Source organism: Helicobacter labetoulli (assembly GCF_003670275.1).
Taxonomy (GTDB): domain Bacteria; phylum Campylobacterota; class Campylobacteria; order Campylobacterales; family Helicobacteraceae; genus Helicobacter_C; species Helicobacter_C labetoulli.
On sequence record NZ_QXJF01000004.1, the window covers coordinates 55,356 to 69,699 of the forward strand.

Genomic DNA, 14,344 nt, shown 5'->3' on the forward strand with positions numbered 1-14,344 from the left:
ATTTAGCCTAAATCCTGCAATTTATCAACCCTCTGCGTATGTCGCCCACCCTCAAATTCAAAATCCACAAATGCTTCAAGAATTGACTCCACTTCGCCCACGCCACTGATACGCTCACCCATACACAAGACATTAGCATCATTATGTAACCTTGCCATTTTTGCCATATACGCATCGTGGCATAATGCTGCACGGATATGCCTGTAGCGATTAGCAGCAATGCTCATTCCAATTCCACTTCCACAGATTAAGATCCCCTTATACTGCGGATTTTCTTTTAAAACATCGCATACTTTTTTAGCATAATCAGGGTAATCCACCCTTTGTGTATCTTGCGGGGCTAAATCAATCACACTAAAGCCCTTTTCCTGTAACAAAGCAATCACAAAGTTTTTAATATTCACTCCCGCGTGGTCTGTGCCTATCACATAGGTTTGTTTTTTGTTTTCTCTCATCTTTATCCCTTTTATCTCTATTTTACAGCTTTATTTTGGCATTGCCTCTCTCATTTTCTGCTCCAAGCCCTCCGTTGTTTTAAACATTCTCTCCCAGCGGATTGTATAACGCTTACTCTTATCCACATCTGCCCCAGATTCTTCACTATTTACCTTATTGAGACTAAGATAGATAAACCACGGCTTCCCTACAATATTTTTATACGGCACACTTCCCCAAAATCGTGAATCAAAGCTGTTATTGCGATTATCACCGACCATAAAAAATTCATCTTGTTTGATTTTGATATAAAACATATCATCATATTTTTCCATACTGCGGATTGTCCTATCATTAAACATATCCGTGAAAGCGACATTTCTATCTTCTATAAGCCCACTTGTATCTGTGATATATTCTTTTTTCCATAGCTCACAGCCAAGCTCCCCATCGCCCATATTTGCGTGTCCTGTTCCCTCTACGCACACTCTTTTATAGAGCTTTCCTTGCTCGTCTATTTTATAACGACTTTCACTATACGGATTCTCATAATACACACTTTGATAAGCAATGCCCGGATGCTGTCCCATATATGGCTCTTTGACAAAGAGTTTGCCAAATCGCTCCACAAGCACATAACCAGAAAAATGCTCTCTTATATATTCATCGCCCTCAAATGGACGCAGATACATTCCGTCCTTATCAAAAATCACTTCATCACCGCCCACAGCAAAAGTGCGTTTGACATAATATACCTTTTGTTCGTGTGGGGGGATAAAGACAACAACATCGCCCCTTTTTGGTCGCTCTCCCTCAAGCAAATGCCCATTTCCACGAAAATCAGGCAATACATTCACTTCAACCCAAGGGATTCTAGGCGTTGGGATTCCATAGCTAAATTTTTTCACAAACAAAAAATCACCCTCATAAAGTGTCCCCACCATTGAACGCGTAGGAATCACAAAAGCCTGCATAACAAAGAATATCAAAAACAAAACGATGATAATCGTCCCCGTCCAGCTTGAAACAAATGCTTTTAGTCCATTAAAAAGTTTTTTCATAATCATATCCTTTTGTTTATACTCTTTGTGTCAAGCGATACAATGCTGCTTTATAGGTATTTTGCAATAGTGTAGCAATTGTCATAGGTCCTACACCTCCGGGCACAGGGGTAATAAAACTTACCTTTTTAGAGACATTTTCAAAATCCACATCGCCCACAAGTACTCCAGATTCTAAACGATTAATGCCAATATCCACAACAACGGCATTTTCTTTTATCATATCTGCCTTAATCAGCCCAGCCTTCCCTACACCAACGCATACAATATCCGCATTTTTGGTATAAGCACTCACATCGCGTGTTAGAATATGTGTGCAGCTTACACTCGCTCCTGCATTTAGCATTAATGCAGCCAAGGGCTTACCTACAATATTACTCATTCCTACAATCACAACATCTTTGCCACTTACATCAATATTATAATGTTTTAAAAGATTCATAACACCAAGGGGAGTAGCAGGGACAAAGCTATCAAGATTCACACTTAGTCGCCCCACATTAAAAGGGTGGAATCCATCTACATCTTTTTGCGGATTTATGGCTTCTAGCACTTTAGAAGTTTTGATATGTGGGGGCAATGGAAGTTGGACTAAGATTCCATCAATATTTGGATTTTTATTAAGAATCTCAATGACGGAAAGCAACTCATCTTCAGTGATACTTGGGGGCATTTCGTGTGTTACGGAGTAGATTCCCACACGCTTACACGCCTTAGCTTTCATCTGCACATACGCACAGCTTGCCTGGTCATTCCCCACTAAAATCACTGCCAAACCGGGCGTTATTCCCTGTTTTGCAAGATCTTGGACTTGAGTAATGAGATTTTTTTCAATATTTGCACTTAGAGTCGTGCCATCAAGTAAAGTCATTGTATTAAGCCTTTGTGATTATCATTTCGCTATTATAATACAAGATATTAAAGAAATACTATTAAGCGAGGAAATATGAGTAAAAAACTAATGCTGTGTGCTTTGATTCTAGGGAGTATAAACGCCCAAAGCAAGTTTCTCTCACAAGATGAATATGGTAAGAATCTTTATCAAAATCCGCGTGGTATCGCGTGTAGTAAATGCCACGGAGAGAGTGGAGAGCCTACCATAATAGCCCACTACAAGCATAAGGGTGTTGAAAAAACACTTCTTGCCCCGCGTATTAACAACCTTGAGTTTAGCACCTTTAGCAAAGCATTCAAAAAGCAAAAAGGCGTTATGCCTGCATACTATTTGACAGAAGAAGAGATAAAAGCCATTTATATCTACCTCTATCGTCCATAAGCACTTTTGACTACAAAAAGCGGTAAAAAAGCCAAGATTCCAAAATAACTTTAAAAAAGATAGAGGGAAAGATTCTAAAGGGATTCTAAAAAGAAAAAAGAAATCAACCCTCCCCCTTACTCAAAGGAAGAGAGAAAGGAGTGGCAAGAGCCAAGAGACTAGCTCAACTTAGTTAAGCAATCTTAGGATATTTTGCTGAATAGCATTTGCTTGAGAAAGTGCATAACTACCAGATTGAGCAAGAATATTAAGCTTACTAAATTCTGAACTTTCAGCTGCAAAATCCACTTCGCGGATAGTAGATTCGGCTGCTTTAACATTCACTTGAGTTACTGTGATGTTATTAACCGTGCTTATCATTTGTCCTTGAACGGAACCAAGGTCAGCTCTAATCTTATCAAGCATTTTCTGTGCAGATTCTGCAATATCCATTGTTACCATAGCACCTCGCAAACTTGTTACACCAGCACCAAGATCTGCACCACCACTTGCGATAACAGCATTGTAGTTCGCACCTGAAGCAGACTTCACATCAGCATTAAACACACCTGTTACATCGCGAAGGTTTGCTGTTGTTTGAGCGATCTTTGTGTCATCTTGATAACCTGTTGAGCTAATGTTTGTCCCAGAGACAACAATATCTCTCGCATCTGTCCTTACAAGTGAAAGACGACCATAGTTTGTTGAACCAGCTTTCAAATCTTGCCCACCATTTACCGTTTCAATCGCCGCATCACCTTGACCACCCACAGCACCATCAGCTTTGAAATCTATACCGCGTCCATCTGTGCTTCTTAGCATTAAGCGTCCAAGATTATCGGTATAAGCTTCAACACCTGTGTGCATTGTAGCCGCGTTAAAAGCTTGAACCAAACGACCATCGCTATCATTTTTCTTAATGTCGATGATGTCTCCAATAGAGATACCATTAAGCATTACATGTGCCAAACTACCAGACTTGATAGAAATGTCTGAAGTCGTAAATGTATTTGCTTGAGCACGGATACCTGTTTTATCAGAGTTTTTGTTAATAACTTCCGCCAAAACGCCAAGTCCTGTCCCTGCAGATGATGAAATCTTTACAGATTCTAAAGTAACATCATTTACACCATCAACATTTTTAAATGTCATTTGCACTTCACCAGAGCTTGTAATCAAAGCACCTGTCTCAATACGGACTTGTCCAATTTTATCAGATGTTGTTGAAGCAATAGAAGCCTTGATAGATTGATTTGAGTAAGCTCCCACTTGGAATTCTTTATTTGAGAATTGCCCTGAAAGCAACGCCATACCATTATAAGTCGTGGTATTACCGATATTATCAAGCCCCTCAATAAGTCGCTTAATATCCATTTGAATCATTGAGCGAGATTGAGTAGATTGCCCATCTTGAGCTGCTTGAACTGCCTTAGTTTTGATTGTATCAAGGATTTTGATTTGCTCATCCATCGCCTTATCCGCAATTTGGATAATCCCCATACCATCATTTGTATTTCTAATTGCTTGTCCTAAAGCACTTGCTTGTGAGCGTAAGCTATCAGCAATCGTCATACCTGAAGCATCATCTGCTGCCTTGTTAATGCGAAGACCTGAACTCAACTTCTCCATTGAGTTTTTAAGGTTGTATTGAGTAAAGGTAGATTGAGCGTGTGCGTTGAGTGCATTTATGTTAGTATTGACCTGAAAAGCCATAGTAACTCCTTTTTTTTGTTTTTCCTTAGGCGTCCTTGCCCTTGGTTGAAAGACATATCGGCTATGTAAAAATTTTTTAAATGTATTTTGCTAGATTCTGTATTTTTTTGCGTGAAATATTGAATCTCAAGGCATTAGCAAGTTACTTTTAGAGACATTATAGGCACAAAACAAGCAAACTTACACCTACAATATATAATAATAACTTTGTCAGTGCATAATTAAAGTTTAAAATAAACTTGCCTTTTAGGAGTTTCACAATGGAAGATATATTTGACCCAAAATCTTTAACAATGAGTGTGCTTGCCTCACCAAGTATGGCGAACTTTAGCGGTGTTATGCACGGCGGAGAGCTTATGAAGCTTTTAGATCAAGTGGCGTATGCTTGTGCTACACGATATTGTGGCTGCGGTGTGGTAACTATCGGCGTTGATGGAATGGTGTTTAAAAATCCCATTCCCATTGGCTCACTTGTGATTTTTCTTGCCTCTGTGAATTATGTGGGGAGTAGCAGCTGCGAAGTGGGGATTAAAGTCATCAGTGAAGATATTAAAAATCGCTTTGTTACACATTGCAATAGCTGCTACTTTACAATGGTAGCCATTGACAAAGAGGGTAAAAAAGTCAAAATCCCACCACTCACCCCTACGACAGAAGCAGAAAAAAGACGCTTTGAAGCAGCTAAAAAACGCAAAGAGTTTAGAGTTCAAATCAAACCTCATTAACTTGCTCATTTTGTAACTTTATCACATTTCCTTCTTATCCACTTTGCTATAATCACAGGTGATTCTATAGATAAGGAGGATAACACTATGGAACATCAAACCTTAAGTCGCAGGAAGCTACTCAAGCTTATGGGTGCAAGTGGAGTAGTCCTAGCTTCATCAAGTCTAATGTCTCCCACACCTGCAGAGGCAAAATCTAGCCTAGCTCCAAATATCGCCATAATCGGTGCAGGACTTGGCGGAATCTCGCTCTCTGCCCAGCTTATTAGCGATTTACCAAATGCCAAAATCACACTTTTTGATGCTGATCCTGTGCTTTACTATCAGCCCGGATTCACGCTCATTGCCGCTGGAATCTATGATAAAGATGATGTCTCTTATGATAAAAAGGATCTCATCAACAAAAAAGTGCAATGGGTGCAAGAAAATGTCGCTAAACTTGATGTGGAATCTAAAAGCCTACAAACAACAAGTGGAGCTACACACACTTATGACTATCTTATCATCGCCACAGGCACAACTTATGAGTTTGAGCTATACAAAGGGCTAAGCGAAGAGATTGTCAATGACCCAAGCACAAATATCGCTAGTATTTACACTGCTGATAGTGCGGTAAAAGCACGCGATATGCTTAAAAAACTTGCCAAAAATGGTGGCAGGGCGATTTTTGCCGAACCAAATACGCCCATTAAATGCGGTGGGGCAAATAAAAAGCTTAATTTCTTACTTGAAGATTTAGCACAAAGTGAGGGTGGTAGAGACAAGTTAGAAATGCATCTCTACACAGGCGGGAATTCTATGCTATCAAGCCCTATCCACGCTAAGATGATAGAGCAGCTCTACATTGAGCGAGATATGCCCTACTCCACAAGACATTTGCTAGTAGAAGTTGATAAAGAGAGAAATGTCACTATCTTTGAAAAGCTTATGCCTTATAGAGAAAATGGACAAGACAAAGTAGCAAAAGAGCGTGTAGAAGTGCCTTATGACTATCTTTTTGTGATTCCAAAGATGAAGACTTCAGATTTTATCGCACAAGCTGGACTTAGCATTAGCAAAGGGCATACTGCTGGAAATTGGGTAGATGTGGATAAATACACTTTGCAACACAAAAAGTATCCATATATTTTTGCTATTGGCGATTGTGCTGGAATCCCCAAAGGCAAAACTGGTGCTAGCATTAGGAAGCAATATCCTGTCGTGGCAAAAAACCTAATCGCTCACTTGCAAGGGCAGAATCTTGAAGCAAAATTCAATGGCTATACGGCGTGTCCTTTGCTCACTGGCTATGGCAAGGCGGTTATGGTTGAGTTTAACTACGAGGGAGCAGATCCTATGCTGCCTTGCTTTGGGCGACAAGGGAGAGCTGGATGAATTGGTTTATCAAAGTGTATTTGATGAAGCCTATGGTTATGCAAGGTATGATTTACGCAAGAGCATAAAGGAGCAACAATGAGTAATTTAGACAAAACAATCCGCCTACTTGTAGCAATGCTACTCTTTTTTATCTTTGGTTTTGTATGCCCAAGCTGGTGGTGGCTTATCTCACTTTTGCCACTATTAAGTGCTGTATATGGGTATTGCCCACTCTATAAGATTCTAAAGAAAAAGTCTTAGCTACAAAGGCAATACAGAATCTTTATCTAGATTTTGTATTGCCACCAAACTCCACTTACATCTACTCCTTTTCACACGCTTTGGCTTTAGCTTTTGCAAGAAAGTTTTGCAGTGCGGAGACACGCCCTTTGAGATAAGCTTGAAAATCTGGAAAAGATTCAAGTAAAATAGCTAAAATCGTGCTTGTATAGGGCATTTTTTGAATCTCCTTTAATGCCTCCTCATTATTTTGAAAAATAAATCTATTAAGATTCAAATCCACTATTTTTAAGCGAAAATACACATTCCCATCAGCCACTTGCTCTAAGAGGCTTGAGGGCAATATCTCATCTATCATTATGCCATTTTCCTTATCAAAAAATAGGCTATATCCGCACACACTCTGCTTTTCTTGCAGTCTCCCCAAACGCTCATCTATGGGTAGATTCTGTTTGTAGCATTTCCTATCCGCCACGCCCACAACCATAAACCTATCAAAATCAACAAAATATTTGCTCATTTGAGCAAAATCCACAATGCCAAAGACCTCCTCCATACGAATCTTAAATAAATCCGGTGCTATCCCCTCATAGCCTTGAATCTTGTAAGCTTGATAGACCAAAGAGAGTATAAACTCCACATCAGCAACACTAAGGCAAAATACTTCTCCTTGTAGGGCGTTCTGCTCCTGTGCTATAAGCTCTTTTATTTTCTGCATTTCTTGCGGAGACAAATCAAGAGCAATCTTCACAAACCCATCTTCATCTTTTGGCTTACTCTCTACAAAACTAATGAAACTAAAGGCTTCCCTGTCAGTTTTTTCTAACAATCCTAGCATTTCTTTATATAGATTCATATCATCTTGATTGATAACATCATCATAGTAAGCTATCTCAGTTTGAATCCTGCGTAATAGATTCTCAAAATACTCTCTATCTTGATGCAAGCCCGATAAGATATATGCTCCAACAAACATTGAAGCTATATAGTTTTCAAAATACGACAGCGAAAATGTATGCTGCTGAATGTGCAGAGACTGAAAATCTTTTTGCAAATATTCTAGGGCAGATTTTATATTGAATGAGACATTGTCATTTAACAATGCAAGGGCGAGATAATTAAGCCCATAGATGTAATTCCCCACTTCAGCGTCTTCATAGGCGTTTTTGAGTGGATTTTGTGCAATTTCTATAATCTCTTTTGCCTGTGGGCTTGAAAAGTCTCTTATTTGAAACAGCTCGTATGCTTTTTGTAAATGCTCAATCTCTCTAATCTCGCCTATATCCCGTTCTGTTTGCATCAAATATGAATAGTCAAAAAGTTTTTGCAAGATTCTATCCATTGGCATTTGCCCTTGCAACGGAGTATCGCCAAATAGCTCCAATGCCTTGTCATATAGCTCATAATGCTTAGGTGCAAAAAAATCTTTATATTGCTTGAGATAATTTTGAGTTTCAGCCTTAAAGCGTAAAGTATTCTCCAAATCCCGTTCCAATGTTTGGCTACGATACAATCCATAAAGAGCTAAAAGCCGTATTTGAATCTGAAATTCTATCACTTCTCCAAGCAACCCAGATTCTTTAGCATTCTCTTCTTGCTTCCACAGCAAATCCTTAAGACTATCCACACTGCCCTGCCCCACGAGCAAAAGAGCAAGATTAGTATCAATCTCTAATTCATAGGCAAGATGTGTCGCAATGGCATTTTGTGCTATCTTATCCTGCAAATCTTTTTGTATCAAATGGATTATTTCAGGGATTTGCTGATAAGAACCTACACCCTTATTTATCTCATAGGCTTTTTGCAAGTAGCCTTTCACATTTGCAGAGCTAGACAATGAGGTATCTTGCTCTTTATTGCTAGGCTCATATACAACATAAGCTAGAATCCTATCCATAATACTCCTAAGATTATCATTAGCTTCAAGCTTTAGCTCGGGCTTGTGTGCTTGAAGCTCTAAATCCTGTGCCTTTTGAGAATCATCACTACAAGCAAAAAGCCCAAACACCACAAGCACAAGCCCCAAGATTCTAAGTTTTCTCATTTTTATCTCCTTTCTGCCTTATTTCTTCAGCTCTAGCTCAAAGCTATGTATCTCCCCATTCACATTCACACTTACTTGAATCAAGCCCTCCTTGAATCCACTAGGTGCATAAAGCATAAAACCGCCCTTTGGTATCCCCTTTGGCTCTAGGGTATTTTTTTGCAAAACACTCGCAAGAATAATCGCTCTCTTTGCCCGATTTTCATCAAGTCGCATTTGCTGTTGCATTCTCTCTCGTGCGGAAATAATCACATAATCATACACATAAAATCCGCCCATATACCCCCTATACACAAAAGGTATTCCCACAGGCACATCAGGCATAGGAGCTGGAGGCAAATACAAATGATAAGATTCTATCACACTCCCAAAATCATAGCTATCAGTCTTTAGCTCACCCTCGCTTAATGCAGGAATTTCTTGATTATTTTGATATATACGCACATTAGTTTTATCAAAGATTGTGGGCTGATTGGCAAGATTCTGTGCTAGGATAAAAATAGCTAGGGGGATACCGCTTGACCCACCGACTTTGCCTTGCCCCACTTCAATACGCACCTTACTCTTTGGCTGTGTAGAATCTAAAATCTTCACGCCCTCATTGTATAGGCTTACATTCTTAACCTCAAGCGTGTAACTTGCACATCCACTCCACAAAACCACGATACCAATAAGCACAAAGCCATATAGTAGCCATAATGCAGCTCTCAAGCCAAACTCCTAGTAATCGCTCTCCTTTGCCTTTGCACCAGCAATACAGAGCAAAATAATTGAAAAAAGATTCGCCACAACCGCACCCACAACAAGTGCCGTAGCAATCTCAATATCACCAAAAACCTGCAAAAACACAAATGCAGGAATCAAATGAAAATCAGCCACTAAAGAGCTTGCAAAAAGCTCGGCAGAAAGGCTATTTTTCACACCAATACGCAAGGTTGTAGCGATAAAATTAATCGCTGTTGCAATAAACAAAATGACAATATTGCTCTCATACAAAAAGCCTAATGTAAAAGTCAAGCTCATCAAACTAAAAAATACAAAAAATACCCTACCCCAATCCATATTTTCTCCTTACAAGCGACCTTTCTCATACATTTCACGCAAACGCTTCTTCTCTTCCTTGCGTTTGAGCTTTTTAGCTTCCTTTTGATAATACTCCTCAAGGCTAAAGCCAAACATTATCGCCAAACGCGGAGCAACAAAAATTGAACTACAAGTCGCCACAATCACACCCACAAGCATAGGGAGTGAAAATCCTACAATAATCTCTCCGCCAAAAAGATAGAGTGTCAGCACCACAAAAAACACCGTGAGTGAAGTAAGCAAGGTGCGTGAGAGTGTGCGAGAAACCGCTTCATTAATCACATATCGCATATCTTTTTGACACTTTATGAGCATTTGCTCACGGATTCTATCAAAGATAATAATCGTATCATTAATGGAATATCCAATAAGTGTAAGCAAGGCTGCTAAAACATCAAGATTAAAATCCACTCCTACAAGAATCACCACACCAGATACAATCACCACATCGTGTATCAATGCCAAAACACCAGCTAAAGAGAATCTCCACTCATACCTAAAGGAAATGTAAATCATCATTGCCACAAGTGCTAAAGTAAGTGCAATAATACCATTTTGTTTAAGCTCATCACCCACCTTTGGACCAACAGAATCTAGCCGTCTTAGCTCAAAATCCCCACTTGGCTTTAAAAGTGTAATAATATCCTGTGCCATATCCTCATTTACACCTGTTGGGATATATGGAATCTTAAGTAGCACTTCTTGCTTAGAGCCAAACTCGCTCACTTGCGAATTCTTAAACCGCTCATCTTTGGCAAGCAATTCCCTAATCTCCGCTAAGGGAGCGTCTTTACTATATTGCAACTGCACCACAGAGCCACCAGCAAAGTCAATCCCTAAATTAAAGCCTTTCACACCCAAAAGCACAAAAGAAGCTATAATCAAAACAATTGAAACAACAAGCCCATAAGAACTATACTTGACAAAATCATACACTTTTACTTTCTTAAAGACTTCCATTCTTGCTATCCTTTTATGCTTTGTGCTTGAGTGCTTGGTAGCTTAATCCCAAACCACAAACTCACATTACCACTTTTCACAATCCTCGCCAACATTGCTTGGTAAATGCCGTGAGTGCCAACAATAGCGGTCAAAATAGAGGCTGTGATACCAATCCCCATTGTAATGGCAAAGCCCTTAATCGCACCACTTCCAAAGGCATAGAGCAAAATAGCCGCAATAAGTGTTGTGAGATTTGAATCAAAAATCGCCCTTGAAGCATTTGCATAGCCCATTTCTATGGATTTAGCAATGCCAAATCCCTCACGCAAGGCTTCGCGGATTCTCTCATTAATGATAATATTTGCATCAACTGCCATTCCCACCGTAAGCACAATTCCAGCCATTCCCGGCAGTGTCAAAGATGCCCCAAAACAAGCCATAACTGCAATGATTAAGACAATATTGACAAACAATGCCACAACAGCAACAACACCAGCCAAAGAATAATAGACCATCATAAATAACACCACAAGCACAAAGCCACTTACAAGAGCAATAAGCGATGCTTTAATAGAATCTTCCCCAAGACTTGGACCCACACTGCGTTTTTCAAGCACTTCCATAGGGGCAGGTAATGCTCCACTTTTTAACGCAATAGCCAAATCACTCGCTTCTTCTACACTAAAGCCACCGCTGATTTGCCCGCTCCCACCGCCGATACGCTCTCGTATCACAGGTGCGGAATACACCTTACCATCAAGCACAATCGCCATTCTTTTGCCAACATTAGCACCAGAAAAATCCCCAAAGATTCTAGCACCCTTTGAATCTAGGCTAAAGCTCACGATGGGTTGATTATTTTGATCAAATGCTGCTCTTGCATCTGTGAGCATTGAACCATCAAGGATTGGTACAGCTTTGAGCAAAATGACTTGATTGCCCCTTGCTTTTTGAGATTCTAGCTCCGCACTTAGACGCTTTATTTCATTTACGAGATTCTCCTTTTTTTGCATATCAGTTTGAGAAAGTGCATTTTCTAATGCATTAAGCTGAGATTGAAGGGAGGCGAGATTATTTTCCAATGCCTGTATAGTGGAATTTGCAAAGGGTAAAATCACATCATTATATTTTTGTGCCTCAAGCTCACTCATCGTGCTTACGCGCACATTTCTCTCTTCATCAACAGCCATCATTTGCAAATGTGCGGGTTTAGCTATCAAATCCCTTGCTCTCTGCTCTTCTTCCACACTCTTTATGCCCGGTAGCTGCACCAAAATATTATCTTTACCCTGTTGAGTAACACCTGGCTCGGCTAGCCCAAACTCATCTAAACGATTACGAATCGTGCCAATGGCTTGTTTTAACGCACTATCTTTGATTTCCTCTTTATACTCCGGAGCAAAAACAATGGTATAAAAGCCTTTACTCTCACTCACCTGCAAACCATTAATCGCAGAGAGAATCCGCTCAATCTTTGACTTCTCATCGCTATCCACAAGCTCAAAACTTACATATTCTTCAAGCACTTTAAGATTATCAATTAAAACATTCTCTTTTTTGGTGTCAAAGACAATTTGTGAAGCAAGAGAAGAGAATCTTGCCTTAATCGCCTCCTCGGTTTTCACGCCAAGCAAGAGATTTAGCCCCCCTTGCAAGTCAAGCCCTAAGGATATTTTACGCCCTTGAATATCTGTAAAAGAAGGTAGGCATAAGGCAATGCCAAGCACTGCTGCTACAATAAGCGACCATAAACGATAATTAAAGCCTTGAGTATTTTGAGGCTGAAATGACGACTTTGCCATCTATTCTTGAGCTTCACTCTCATCAAGTTTATAGGCAATAAACTCTCTTGAAAGCCTCACAATCGTATCATCATTTAAACGCACACTAAAAAATGTCTTTTCTGCTTTGACAACCTCACAAATCAGCCCGCCAGTAGTGATAATCTTATCGCCCTTTTGCAACGCATTAATCATATCTTGATGTTTTTTGCGTTTGACATTTGCTGGGCGAATCAGCAAAAGGTAAAAAATAGCGATAAAAAAAACAATAGGGAGTAATGAGATAAGCGTTTCTTGCATTCCACCTTGTTCCATAACAATCCTTTAAGAGTAAATTAAAGTGCGGATTCTATCCAAAAATAGTTAAGATTTGGCTTTGCTGATTTGATGATAAATGAGCAAAAATAATGAGCCAACAATCCCAGCAATACTTGAAGCAAGTAAAATTGCCACCTTAGCTACATCTGCAGAGCCCGGATCATCAAAGGCGAGATTACTTACAAACATTGACATTGTAAAACCAATACCTGCAAGCATTCCAGCTCCAAAAATATGACTCCAAGTTACACCCTCTGGACGCGAGGCAATTTTGAGTTTTTCACACACAAAGCTCAAGCCCAAAATCCCCAAAGGCTTACCAACAACGAGCCCAAGAATAATGCCAAGCATAATATGGTCAATGTGAAAATTCACTTCAGCTTGTATATTTACCCCAGCATTTGCAAATGCGAAAAGCGGCATAATGATATACGCACATAGCGGTTGCAAGGCGTGTTCTAGCCGCAAAAGAGGGTTTTGCACCTTTGTAAAATCGTGTGAAAGCTCATTAATGGCACCCATCTGCTCCGTATCAAGCAAAATATTTTTTCGCTCCTTTTCCTTATCCACAAACACCTGCATAAGTTGTCGCACAACTTCAATAAAATCTTTGCTTTGAATCTTAGGCTTCACAGGAATACAAAATGCCAATGCCACAGCAGCTATTGTCGCGTGAATCCCGCTGTGATGCACACAAAACCATAAAACAATCCCAACACCCAAATACACATCAAGTCGCCTTACCCCAAAGCGATTTAAAATCACCAAAAATGCCACAATGCCAAATGCCGCAAAAAGATAAGTAAAATGCAAACCTTCAGGTGAAGGATAAAAAATCGCAATCACGGCAATCGCACCCAAATCATCTGCCACAGCCAAAGTTACAAGAAAAACTTTCAAAGCCAAAGGCACACGCTTCCCAAGGAGTAAAATCACACCCAAAGCAAAGGCGATATCCGTTGCCATTGGAATCCCAAAGCCGTGATATGATGGTGTGCCAGCATTCATCACATAATAAATCACACCCGGCACAACCATACCACCAATAGCCCCAATCACAGGAAAGGCAGCCTTAGCAAACCCCGATAAATCCCCAAATAATAACTCACGCTTAATCTCCAAGCCTACCATAAGAAAAAATACAGACATCAATACATCATTAATCCAATCGTGTATGCTAAAGCCATAAAAATTCCCTGCAAAACTAAAGCCAAAGGACTGCTCCCAAAAGTTTTTATACAAATCAGCCAAGGGTGAATTTGCCACAATCATCGCACTCACAGCACAAAAAAACAAAAAAATACCACTAAAAGATTCTGCACGGATAAAATTACTCAACGCTTCTGAAATCTTATTCTGCCTTGCTTGTTTTGTCATTCCTATTCCTTAAA

At 39.8% G+C, this 14,344-nt stretch carries 15 protein-coding genes; 4 read left to right on the top strand and 11 right to left on the bottom strand.

Annotation, left to right across the window (positions count from 1 at the left end):
- Nucleotides 1-2: 2 nt before the first annotated feature.
- The 3 genes from rpiB to folD are packed head-to-tail and all read right to left on the bottom strand — an operon-like array spanning nt 3 to nt 2,367.
- Nucleotides 3-455 (bottom strand): ribose 5-phosphate isomerase B, encoded by a 453-nt coding sequence (gene rpiB, locus EBF12_RS02555; protein ID WP_121726269.1) that lies wholly within the window; start codon nt 453-455, stop codon nt 3-5.
- Nucleotides 456-485: 30 nt separating this feature from the next.
- Entirely contained in the window at nt 486-1,496 is a 1,011-nt protein-coding gene (lepB, locus tag EBF12_RS02560) for a signal peptidase I (RefSeq protein ID WP_121726270.1), read from the bottom strand.
- 16 nt (nt 1,497-1,512) lie between these two features.
- A complete protein-coding gene (folD, locus tag EBF12_RS02565; RefSeq protein ID WP_121726271.1) occupies nt 1,513-2,367 on the bottom strand; it encodes a bifunctional methylenetetrahydrofolate dehydrogenase/methenyltetrahydrofolate cyclohydrolase FolD in 855 nt (284 codons plus the stop codon).
- A gap of 75 nt (nt 2,368-2,442) precedes the next feature.
- Between folD and EBF12_RS02570 the strand changes: the two genes are divergently transcribed.
- Entirely contained in the window at nt 2,443-2,772 is a 330-nt protein-coding gene (locus EBF12_RS02570; RefSeq protein WP_014666923.1) for a c-type cytochrome, read from the top strand.
- A 168-nt stretch (nt 2,773-2,940) separates the two neighbouring features.
- On the opposite strand, the gene EBF12_RS02575 is transcribed toward EBF12_RS02570, so the two are convergent.
- Entirely contained in the window at nt 2,941-4,464 is a 1,524-nt protein-coding gene (locus EBF12_RS02575) for a flagellin A (RefSeq protein WP_121726272.1), read from the bottom strand.
- A gap of 260 nt (nt 4,465-4,724) precedes the next feature.
- Between EBF12_RS02575 and EBF12_RS02580 the strand changes: the two genes are divergently transcribed.
- The 3 genes from EBF12_RS02580 (at nt 4,725) to EBF12_RS02590 (ending at nt 6,806) form a co-directional block, all read left to right on the top strand.
- Nucleotides 4,725-5,189 carry an acyl-CoA thioesterase gene (locus tag EBF12_RS02580; protein ID WP_121726273.1) on the top strand — a complete coding sequence of 155 codons (465 nt, stop codon included), beginning with the start codon at nt 4,725-4,727 and terminating at the stop codon, nt 5,187-5,189.
- An 87-nt stretch (nt 5,190-5,276) separates the two neighbouring features.
- Entirely contained in the window at nt 5,277-6,563 is a 1,287-nt protein-coding gene (locus tag EBF12_RS02585; RefSeq protein WP_244196322.1) for an NAD(P)/FAD-dependent oxidoreductase, read from the top strand.
- A gap of 78 nt (nt 6,564-6,641) precedes the next feature.
- Nucleotides 6,642-6,806, top strand: a complete 165-nt coding sequence (locus tag EBF12_RS02590; protein ID WP_121726274.1) for a YgaP family membrane protein — start codon at nt 6,642-6,644, stop codon at nt 6,804-6,806.
- Nucleotides 6,807-6,867: 61 nt separating this feature from the next.
- Here the strand turns inward: EBF12_RS02590 and EBF12_RS02595 are convergent, their stop codons facing one another.
- The 7 genes from EBF12_RS02595 to nhaA are packed head-to-tail and all read right to left on the bottom strand — an operon-like array spanning nt 6,868 to nt 14,330.
- Entirely contained in the window at nt 6,868-8,829 is a 1,962-nt protein-coding gene (locus tag EBF12_RS02595; RefSeq protein ID WP_121726275.1) for a hypothetical protein, read from the bottom strand.
- Between the two features lie 18 nt (nt 8,830-8,847).
- Nucleotides 8,848-9,540 (bottom strand): hypothetical protein, encoded by a 693-nt coding sequence (locus tag EBF12_RS02600; RefSeq protein WP_121726276.1) that lies wholly within the window; start codon nt 9,538-9,540, stop codon nt 8,848-8,850.
- Between the two features lie 9 nt (nt 9,541-9,549).
- Entirely contained in the window at nt 9,550-9,891 is a 342-nt protein-coding gene (locus EBF12_RS02605; protein WP_121726277.1) for a DUF6394 family protein, read from the bottom strand.
- Between the two features lie 9 nt (nt 9,892-9,900).
- Nucleotides 9,901-10,872, bottom strand: a complete 972-nt coding sequence (secF, locus tag EBF12_RS02610) for a protein translocase subunit SecF (protein ID WP_121726278.1) — start codon at nt 10,870-10,872, stop codon at nt 9,901-9,903.
- 5 nt (nt 10,873-10,877) lie between these two features.
- The gene (gene secD, locus EBF12_RS02615; RefSeq protein WP_121726279.1) at nt 10,878-12,656 is read right to left on the bottom strand and encodes a protein translocase subunit SecD; all 1,779 of its coding nucleotides are present in this window, start codon (nt 12,654-12,656) and stop codon (nt 10,878-10,880) included.
- A complete protein-coding gene (yajC, locus tag EBF12_RS02620; RefSeq protein ID WP_121726280.1) occupies nt 12,657-12,950 on the bottom strand; it encodes a preprotein translocase subunit YajC in 294 nt (97 codons plus the stop codon).
- Between the two features lie 48 nt (nt 12,951-12,998).
- Complete coding sequence (gene nhaA, locus EBF12_RS02625) at nt 12,999-14,330, bottom strand: sodium/proton antiporter NhaA (protein WP_121726281.1); 1,332 nt, start codon at nt 14,328-14,330, stop codon at nt 12,999-13,001.
- Nucleotides 14,331-14,344: the final 14 nt, after the last annotated feature.